2 tRNA genes are annotated in these 576 nt (G+C 42.9%); both read left to right on the top strand.

Features of this window, described 5'->3' with window-relative positions:
* Positions 1 to 205: 205 nt before the first annotated feature.
* Positions 206 to 282, top strand: a tRNA-Ile gene (locus ABD814_RS03950).
* Positions 283 to 292: 10 nt separating this feature from the next.
* Positions 293 to 368: transfer RNA gene (locus tag ABD814_RS03945), tRNA-Ala, on the top strand.
* The last annotated feature ends 208 nt before the right edge of the window (positions 369 to 576 follow it).

Here is a 576-nt window from a genome sequence, read left to right as displayed (position 1 = left end):
AAGTGAGTTGATGTTGACTTATCGCAGTGGAGGAGAGCGAAGTTTGGGACTGCGATTACTCGTCCCATCAAAAGATGTGCTAGTTGCTGGGAGTCGAAGCTAGATTGCGATATAGGAACAGCTCTTCTGAGCTGACTTAACGGTTGTGTTGTTTGGTTCAGTTTTGAGAGATCAATCTCTTATAAGTAAATAATTATTTTAGGATGGGCCTATAGCTCAGCTGGTTAGAGCGCACGCCTGATAAGCGTGAGGTCGGTGGTTCGAGTCCACTTAGGCCCACCATCCTTTAATCGGGGCCTTAGCTCAGCTGGGAGAGCGCCTGCCTTGCACGCAGGAGGTCAGCGGTTCGATCCCGCTAGGCTCCACCAATAAAGAATAGGGCATATTTATATGCCGATTTTTTTAATCTAAGGCTGGAATTAAATTTAAATATTCCGCCCAAAACACATGTACCTTGAAAACTAGATAAGAAGAAACAGATTGTGAACGATTCTTTCATTAGGATATTCACAAAGCTGTATGACAAGACATCAAATCAAACTTTTAAACAAGTAAGACCGAAAGTCTTTTTTACTG

This window comes from Amphibacillus indicireducens, assembly GCF_039539605.1.
Lineage (GTDB): Bacteria > Bacillota > Bacilli > Bacillales > Amphibacillaceae > Amphibacillus > Amphibacillus indicireducens.
This window is presented reverse-complemented; position numbering and strand designations above follow the sequence as displayed.